Source organism: Clostridium nigeriense, assembly GCF_050585265.1.
GTDB classification, from domain to species: Bacteria; Bacillota; Clostridia; order Clostridiales; family Clostridiaceae; genus Clostridium; species Clostridium nigeriense_B.
Genome location: NZ_JBNOOE010000036.1, coordinates 1 through 9,198 on the forward strand (window position 1 = coordinate 1; position 9,198 = coordinate 9,198).

The 9,198-nt window shown below is 28.5% G+C and carries 7 protein-coding genes and 1 rRNA gene; 5 read left to right on the forward strand and 3 right to left on the reverse strand.

Translation table 11 applies throughout. The annotated features are described in order from the left end of the window. A 5S ribosomal RNA gene (gene rrf, locus ACQPVP_RS16870) occupies nt 1-77 on the forward strand; the annotation flags it as partial. 120 nt (nt 78-197) lie between these two features. Here the strand turns inward: rrf and ACQPVP_RS16875 are convergent. The 3 genes from ACQPVP_RS16875 to ACQPVP_RS16885 all read right to left on the reverse strand — a co-directional run bounded on the left by ACQPVP_RS16875 (nt 198) and on the right by ACQPVP_RS16885 (nt 2,642). After that, nucleotides 198-335: a hypothetical protein gene (locus ACQPVP_RS16875; RefSeq protein ID WP_430851935.1), complete on the reverse strand. Its 138-nt coding sequence runs from the start codon at nt 333-335 to the stop codon at nt 198-200. Nucleotides 336-507: 172 nt separating this feature from the next. After that, a complete protein-coding gene (locus ACQPVP_RS16880) occupies nt 508-1,731 on the reverse strand; it encodes an ABC transporter permease subunit (RefSeq protein ID WP_430851937.1) in 1,224 nt (407 codons plus the stop codon). Between the two features lie 2 nt (nt 1,732-1,733). After that, nucleotides 1,734-2,642: an ABC transporter ATP-binding protein gene (locus ACQPVP_RS16885; protein ID WP_430851939.1), complete on the reverse strand. Its 909-nt coding sequence runs from the start codon at nt 2,640-2,642 to the stop codon at nt 1,734-1,736. Between the two features lie 319 nt (nt 2,643-2,961). Between ACQPVP_RS16885 and glgB the strand changes: the two genes are divergently transcribed. From glgB to glgD, 4 genes are read left to right on the forward strand one after another with little or no spacing between them, the layout of a single operon-like run. Then, nucleotides 2,962-4,911, forward strand: a complete 1,950-nt coding sequence (glgB, locus tag ACQPVP_RS16890) for a 1,4-alpha-glucan branching protein GlgB (protein ID WP_430851941.1) — start codon at nt 2,962-2,964, stop codon at nt 4,909-4,911. A 2-nt stretch (nt 4,912-4,913) separates the two neighbouring features. Then, entirely contained in the window at nt 4,914-6,353 is a 1,440-nt protein-coding gene (gene glgA, locus ACQPVP_RS16895; protein WP_430851943.1) for a glycogen synthase GlgA, read from the forward strand. Nucleotides 6,354-6,401: 48 nt separating this feature from the next. After that, nucleotides 6,402-7,586, forward strand: coding sequence for a glucose-1-phosphate adenylyltransferase (locus ACQPVP_RS16900; protein WP_430851945.1), 1,185 nt, complete (start codon nt 6,402-6,404; stop codon nt 7,584-7,586). A gap of 12 nt (nt 7,587-7,598) precedes the next feature. After that, entirely contained in the window at nt 7,599-8,705 is a 1,107-nt protein-coding gene (gene glgD / locus ACQPVP_RS16905; protein WP_430851947.1) for a glucose-1-phosphate adenylyltransferase subunit GlgD, read from the forward strand. Nucleotides 8,706-9,198 lie beyond the last annotated feature (493 nt).

Genomic DNA, 9,198 nt, shown 5'->3' on the forward strand with positions numbered 1-9,198 from the left:
CGAACAGGAAAGTTAAGCTCTACAGCGCCGATGGTACTGCACGGGAGACTGTGTGGGAGAGTAGGACGTTGCCAGGTTAGTTTAAAGACTTAAGATAAATCTTAAGTCTTTTTTATTTTTTATAAAATTATAAAAATAATGAGTTATTCTGTAACTAATATATTACAGAATAACTCATTTTTAAATAAAAAGTCTTATTATTTATTTAAAACAAGACCCTTACTTCTGATACAAGTACATTCTCTAGCTTCGCTTGTGTGTAAACATTGATATTTTACCTTTTTAGGAGCCATTATTTCTTGGGGCTTCTTATTATTATTTTCTTGTGAATTCATTTCTCATACTCCTTTCAAAATAGATAGCTTTAATAATATTATATATTAATAGATATTAATTATCAATCTTATTAAAAATAATTAATATTAATAAAAATAAAAGTTATCAACAACTAGTATCATTTTTTGATATTTTTGTTGATAACTTTATTTATATGTGGATAATAATATTTTAAATTAAGATATCTTTTTTATTAAAATTAAAATGTGCTATTATATAAGATACTATAGTAGTTATTAACATACATGCTATTGCAGTGGAAGTTGTTAAATTAGGATTTTGATAACCTAAAGCTAAGTTTGAGTTTAATAAACTAACTGAATCAGCATATGTTGTAAATAATAAGTGACTATATGAACTTATTGTAGTGATAGCTTGACCTCCTATTGTTAAGAATATAGTTAGTATTACTGAAACAGCCATAGAGATCATACTACTTTTAAATAAAGTTGAAATCATAAATACTACTGAGCAAGCTGTTAATATAAATAAGGCTTGATATCCTATACTTTTTAATGCAAATTCTTTATTAGTTACCATAGTAGACGTATCAGGAACTTGCTCCATCATTATTTGTTGTGAGTTTTGATTGAACTTTTTCTCATATTGTTGCTCTATTCTAATTGGATAATTAGAAGCTTCTGTATTACTTGTTACATTAACTATTGTCATTCCTGCAAGTTGGGGAATTAATATTAATGAAAGGACTGTTATAACGGCAGCTATAAATTTAGAAAGTAATATTTTACCTCTTTTAACTGGTTGTATAAGTAAGAATTTTAGAGTAGCCGGGGTACATTCTCCAGATACAATATCACTCATGAATACGGCTATACCTGCAATTAATAATCCTAGACCGAAGAATTGGCTTAAGTTATTATAGAAACTGTATTCGGTATACTCCCAATTTTCTATAGGAGCTATATTATTAGATTTTAGATATTTATAGTCTTCTAAAGTTTGCTTATCTTGAGCGTAATAAACTTTGTTCCATTCATTAATGCCTGTATCTTCGTATTCTTTAATTATAATTTCTAAGTTTTTAATTTTATCATCTAATTGCTTTTTCCAAGCATCTTCTTCAATTCCATTTTCAATAATTTTTTTATTATCATCTATTTGCTTTAATAAGTTTTGCTCTATTTCTTTTGATCCACTTATCCAATTTTCATCACCATCAGCTTCTGCTCTCTTAATATCATTTCTTATATATACTAATTGTTCTTCAGCTTGTTTAATTTGATATTCGGGAGAAATCCACTCTCTCATGTTTTTATCTGCACTCCATGTACCATAAGCTGTTATACCAATGAAAGCAAGGAATAAAACAAAAACTATCCAAGTCTTAGGTCTTTTGAAAATTTTTATAAGTTCATTTTTAATAAGTGTAATCATAGTTATCTTATACCTCCTTCTACTAATTCCATATATCTTTGTTCTAGTCCTTTTCTGATTTTATAGATTTCTTCTATTTCAAAGTTATTAGTAACAAGATATTTAATTAGTTTTGGAGTTGTATTAGATAATAAAATAATTTCAATTCCATCTTCAGATTTTCGTACTGATTTTATATATTCAATACTTTTAAGTAAGTTTAGATCTATTTCTTTAGTAAGATTTAAACAAATAATATCAGTATCAGTTTTCATAGAATCATTTACTACATTTTCGACTGATTTAATAGTTCCATGATTGATAAAGGCAACTCTATCACATAGGTGTTGTACTTCTGATAATATATGAGAAGATATGAACACTGCCATTCCTTTTTCCTTAGCAGCTTTTTTAACTACCTCTCTAAAGTCCAATATTCCTGATGGATCTAGCCCATTAGTAGGTTCGTCCAAAATTAATAGTTTAGGCTTAGATAAAAGAGAAGCTGCAAGACCTAAACGTTGTTTCATACCTAAAGAATATTTTCTTACTTTATCATCTATTCTATCTTCTAGACCAACTAATCGGATAGTATCTTCAACATCTTCTTTAGCTATATTTCTAATTCTAGCGATTTGCATCAAATTTTCTCTACCTGATAAATATTTGTATAATTCTGGGTTTTCTACAACTGCTCCAACTTCTTTTAATGCTTTTTCTGTATCATTTTTTAAATCATGTCCGCAAATTTTAATACTACCGCTATTTGGGTGAATAAGCCCAACTAAAATTCTTATTGTAGTAGTTTTTCCAGCGCCGTTTGGGCCTAAGAAACCAAATATTTCTCCTTCTTCTATCGAAAAGGATATGTCTTTAATTATCTCTCTTTTGCCTAGAGATTTTTTTAGATTATTTACTTCTAAAACTTTCAATTTTGTACCTCCAATTGTATTTTTCATTATTAATTTTAAAATTAAAATCTTAATTATAAGTACAGATAAATCTTAATATCTGCTTAATTAAATCTTAATTATAATTTTTATAAGAATTTATAGATAAAAAACAATATTTTATACATTTTTAATCTATAGATTCTAATTTTAAGACAAATTTCTATGGATTAATTTGTAAATAAATAAAATAAAATAACAATTACTGATATTTACTGCATTATTGAAAAAATAGAAATATATGTAATTTGGTGATATAATATTCTCAATAGATTATGTTAAGTTTAAGGGAGTGATCAATATGTCGCAAACAGAAAAAAATAAATATAAGCAAGAGCAATTTATTAATAGAGATATTGAGCTATTCCATAAGGGGAAAAATTTTCAAAGTTATAGCTTTATGGGAGCTCATTGTATAAGTGAAAATAGGCGAAGAGGAGTAAGATTCACAACCTGGGCACCAAAGGCAGGAGAGATATATGTTGTAGGAGATTTTTGTGATTTTAAGCCTTTGGAAGAATACAAGATGGAGAAGATTAATGATAAAGGTTTATGGAGCATATTTATACATGGAATAAAGGAAGGAACGAGATATAAGTTTTATATAGTAAATAGGGATTCTAAAAAGGGAAAGTATAAATCGGATCCTTATAGTGTTAATTCAGAACTAAGACCGAATACGGCTTCAATAGTTAGGGAGGAATATAAATTCAGATGGTCTGATAAGAAGTGGTTAAATAGGAGGGAGAAAATAGATATATTAAAAGAGCCTATTAATATTTATGAAATACACTTAGGATCATGGAAAAGAAAAAATGGAGAATATATGACATATAAAGAGCTGTGTGATGAGTTGCCTAAGTATTTAGTGGAAATGGGATATACCCATGTGGAGTTTATGCCTCTTACTGAACATCCCTTAGATGCTTCTTGGGGATATCAAGGGACAGGCTATTATTCGGTTACTAGTAGATACGGTAATCCAAAAGAATTAAAAGAGCTTATCAATATTCTTCATAAAAATAATATAGGTGTTATTTTAGATTGGGTACCAGGACATTTTTGTAAGGATGAACATGGCTTATATATGTTTGATGGAAGTCCAACTTATGAGTATGAGGAGGGATGGAAAGCAGAAAATAAGGGCTGGGGAACTTCTAATTTTGATTTGGGAAGGCCGGAAGTAAAGAGTTTTTTGATTTCTAATGCATTTTTTTGGTTAAAAGAATTTCATATAGATGGATTAAGAGTTGATGCAGTATCAAATATGATTTATTTAAATTATGGAAGAAGGGAAGGAGAGTGGAGACCTAATAAGTTTGGAGGGGATAGCTGTTTAGAAGGGGTCGATTTTTTGAAGGAATTAAATACATATGTATTTGATAAATTTAATAATATTCTTATGATAGCAGAGGAGTCAACTGCGTGGCCTAATGTTTGTAAAAGGATAGAGGATGGGGGATTAGGATTTAATTTTAAATGGAATATGGGATGGATGAATGATACTTTAAAATATATTGAAATGGACCCTATATATAGGAAACATTATCATAATAAAATGACATTTTCCATGATGTATAATTACTCAGAAAATTTTATTTTGCCTATATCTCATGATGAAGTAGTTCATGGAAAAAAATCTTTAGTAGATAAAATGTGGGGAGATTATTGGAATAAATTCGCAGGGTTAAGATTATATTTATCATATATGATGGGTCATCCAGGAAAAAAGTTAACCTTTATGGGTTGTGAATTTGCTCAGTTTATAGAATGGAGAGAATATGAAGAATTAGAGTGGAAACTAATAGAAAATTTTGAGATGCATAAAAAGATGCAGATTTTCTCTAAGGAAATAAATAAATTCTATAAAGAAAATAAAGCACTATGGGAATTAGATTATGATACCTCTGGTTTTGAATGGATAGATGCAGATAATTCAAATCAGAGTATATTTATTTTTATGCGTAGAAGTAGCAATATAGAGGATACATTGATATTTATATGTAACTTTACTCCTGTAGTTTACTATGATTTCAAAGTAGGTGTTCCTTATGATGCTAATTATCAAGAAATATTTAATACTGATTCTAGTTTATTCGGTGGATCTAATCTAGTAAATAAAGAATTAGTAGTTTCAGAAGAAATTAAATATCACAAAAAGCCTTATTCTATATCCATAAAGGTACCACCTATGGCAACATCAATATTTAAAATATCAAAAATAAATGATAAAGAAAATAAGGGGGAATAGGGTTGAAAATTTTATTTGTAGCATCTGAATCACATCCATTTATAAAAACAGGAGGATTAGGAGATGTTATAGGTGCATTGCCAGTAGCATTGAAAGAATTGGGTGCAGATGTAAGAGTGGTAATTCCTAACTATAGGGATATTAAGGAAGAAATAAAAAATAATCTTAAATATATAGGTGATTTTAATGTGAATGTAGGCTGGAGAAATCAATATTGTGGAATTTTGGAATATGAATATGAAGGAATTATATTTTATCTATTAGATAATGAATACTATTTTAAGAGAGGGGAACTATATGGATACTATGATGATGGGGAAAAATTTGCCTTTTTTAGTAGAGCTGTATTAGAGTTTTTAAAATATATAGATTGGACACCGGATATATTGCATTGTAATGATTGGCAAACATCAATGGTACCTGTACTTCATAAATTAGAATATATTAATGATGACAAATTTAAAAATATAAAAACTTTACTTTCAATTCATAACTTGTTTTTTAAGGGAATTTTTTCTCCAGAAGTATTACCAGAACTTTTTGGATATGATTATGAGTCTTTCTTTAATGGAAGTTTAGAGCATAATGGTGCTGTGAGTTTTTTAAAGGGTGGAATTAATTATTCGGATAAAGTAATAACTGTTAGTAAGACGTATGCTGAAGAGATTAAAACACCTGAATATGGAGAACAACTAGATGGACTATTAAGATATAGAGGAGATTATCTAGAGGGAATAGTGAATGGGATAGATTATAAGGAATATAATCCAGAAGATGATAGATATATAAAATTTAAATATGATTATACGACAATAGCAAATAAGATACTTAATAAAGAGGAATTACAAAAAGAGCTTAATTTGCCTGTAAATAAAGATATACCAATGATAGGTTTAGTCTCTAGATTAACTCATCAAAAGGGTTGTGATTTAATTATCAAAATTCTTGAAGATTTACTAAAAGAAGATGTTCAAATAGTTATACTTGGGACAGGAGATCAAATGTATGAAGACAGTTTTAAGAGTTTTGCTTTTAGATATCCAAATAAACTTAATGCTAATATAAGATTTAGTAATGAGTTAGCTCATAAGATTTATGCTGCATCTGACATGTTTTTAATGCCATCTTTATTTGAACCTTGTGGATTGGGGCAACTTATTGCTCTTAGATATGGAAGTATCCCTATAGTAAGAGAAACAGGTGGGTTAAAGGATACTGTAAATCCTTATAATGAATATGATGAAAGTGGAAATGGATTTGGATTTAGAAATTACTCATATGAGGAGCTTTTAATTGTTATTAAATATGCATTAAGTATTTTTAAAGATAAGGATAGATGGAATAAAATTGTTAATAGGGCAATGGAGTCAGATAATAGTTGGACAAAATCAGCAAAAGAATATATGAGGATATACGGGGAGTTGATAGGTAATACACCATAATAGTTGATTTTTAAAAATAATAGTAGTGGTATGTGAAAGGGGATAAGAATGAGGAAAAAGGAAGTCGTAGCAATGATTTTAGCTGGTGGACAAGGATCGAGGTTAGGTATATTAACTAAAAATATAGCAAAGCCAGCTGTACCTTTTGGAGGAAAATATAGAATTATAGATTTTCCTTTAAGTAATTGTTCGAATTCAGGAATTTATACTGTAGGAGTTTTGACTCAATATAAACCTTTGGATTTGAATGCACATATAGGTATTGGCGATCCATGGGATTTAGATAGACGAGATGGGGGGGTATCAATTTTACCACCTTATCAAGAGGAAAAGGGAGGTGACTGGTACAAAGGAACTGCCAATGCAATATATCAAAACATTAAATTTGTAGATAGATATGATCCTGAGTATGTACTAATTTTGTCAGGAGATCATATTTATAAGATGGATTATTATAAGATGCTAGATTTCCATAAAGAAAATCATGCAGATGCAACTATAGCAGTTATAGATGTGCCATTAGAAGAAGCTAGTAGATTTGGAATTATGAATACTAGAGAAGATAATTCTATTTATGAGTTTGATGAAAAACCTAAAGTGCCTAAGAGTACTAATGCATCAATGGGAATTTATATATTTAATTGGTCAATCTTAAAGAGATATTTGAGAGAAGATGAACGAGATACTAATTCAAGTAATGACTTTGGGAAAAACATTATACCTAACATGTTGAATAGTGGTAGAAGGTTAATAGCATATCCTTTTGAAGGTTATTGGAAGGATGTAGGGACAATAGAAAGTCTATGGGAAGCTAATATGGATTTGCTAAAAAGAGATAATGATTTAAATTTATATGATAATGAATGGAAGATTTATTCTCAAAATCAGGTAAGGCCTGCTCACTATATAGGAGTAGAGGCTAGAATAATAAATTCATTAATTGTTGAAGGATGCATAATACATGGTAAAGTTGAAAATTCCGTATTATCTCAAGGGGTATATGTTGGTAAGAATACAATAATAAGAGATTCTGTAATAATGCCTAATGTACAAATAGGAGATAACGTTAAAATAGAAAAGGCTATTGTAGGTAATAATGCAATAATTAGTCATGGTTGTAATATTGGAGATATGAAAAAAATTGATGTAGTTGGTGCATACCAATATGTTATTAATGAGCCGAATCTCAATTATAAAGAAATAACAGAGAACAATAAAATAGTTAATATTTAGGAGGGGAAGGGTGTGAAAAACTGTTTAGGAATTATAAATTTAGATGAGAAGCAAGATAGAATTGGAGAGTTAGTTAGATATAGAACACTTGCATCGGTACCACTTTCTGCAAGGTATAGAGTTATAGATTTTGTTTTATCTAACATGGCTAATTCAGGAATAGAGGGAATAGGAATTTTTACGGCAAATAAGTCAAGATCATTAATAAATCATTTGACTAATGGAAGGCCTTGGGATCTCCATAGAAAAAAGGATGGACTTAGGGTATTTAATTTTGGAGATTATAATCCTAATATAGATGATATTCATAATTTTGCGGATAACATAGAGTTTATTGAACAGAGCCGAAAGGAATATGTTTTAATAAGTCCTTCTTATATGATTTGCAATATAGATTATAATGAAGTATTTAGATATCATACTAAGTCAAGAAATGATGTCACTATAGTATATAAGAATGTTGATAGGGCTGATAAGAGTTTTTTAGAATGTGGGATACTTAATATAAATGAGGATAATAGAGTAATAAGCATTGGAGAAAATATTGGTAGAGAGAAGAATGCAAAAATAAATATGGAAATGTATATTATGAAAACAGAATTATTCACTAATATGGTTCATGAATGTATAAGAACTGGAATTCATAGAAAAATAAAGGGGTATATAGACTCTAATTTAAGAAGTATAAAAGTAGGAGCATTTGAGTTTACTGGGTATCTATCATGTATAAATTCTATAAAATCTTATTTTGATACTAATATTGATATATTAAATCAAAACATTAATAAGGAATTATTTTATAACAAGAAGCCGATTTATACAAAATCACAGGATGAACCACCAACTCAATATACAGAAAAAAGTTTAGTTTCCAATTCTATAATAGCTAATGGATCATATATAGAAGGAGAAATTAAAAATTGCATTATTGGTAGGCGTGTAATAGTAGAAAAAGGAGCTAAATTAGAAAATTGTATTATAATGCAAAATAGTATTATAGGAACTAATGTGATAATGAATAATGTTATAGCTGATAAGGGAACATTAGTTACTGAAAATAAAGTTGTAAAAGGAACTGATAATTATCCAGTTACAATACAAAGAAGAAGGTTAATATAGGGAATTAGTAAATTAGAAGTTTAGAAGAGGTAGAAAATAATCTTTCGTATTAAAGCAGAGATATTAAAGATTTTCTATCTCACTTTTACAAAGTTTTATGAGATAAGTATAAAAAGTTAATAACAAATGAACCAGGTGTATCAATAGCAGAAAAATGTATAAATATAAAGAATAACTTAGAAAATTATATATAATTTAGGATGGAATATTGATTTATTGAAAATGAGTATAGGTATAAGTGGTAAGATAAGTTTCGTTCCCAAGAGAAACAACTTGCTAAGAAAAAAGATTTTAAAAGTCAAATAAAAAATGTTGACAAACAAATCTTAAAGTAGTAAGATAAGAAAGTCGCTTGAGGGCGACGAAGAAAAATGGTCTTTGAAAATTGAACAGAATATAAGTTAAGTATAAAATAGACCAGCAATTCTTTTAAGTCTTAAAATTAAGACTCAAGGTAATTTGAGCAAAAGATTAAACTTTTTATTGAGAGTTT

What these genes read in the sequence shown, in the direction of transcription:
- ACQPVP_RS16875 (WP_430851935.1), bottom strand. Translation starts at nt 335, where the DNA reads ATGAATTCACAAGAAAATAATAATAAGAAGCCCCAAGAAATAATGGCT.
- ACQPVP_RS16880 (WP_430851937.1), bottom strand. Translation starts at nt 1,731, where the DNA reads ATGATTACACTTATTAAAAATGAACTTATAAAAATTTTCAAAAGACCT.
- glgB (WP_430851941.1), top strand. Translation starts at nt 2,962, where the DNA reads ATGTCGCAAACAGAAAAAAATAAATATAAGCAAGAGCAATTTATTAAT.
- ACQPVP_RS16900 (WP_430851945.1), top strand. Translation starts at nt 6,402, where the DNA reads ATGAGGAAAAAGGAAGTCGTAGCAATGATTTTAGCTGGTGGACAAGGA.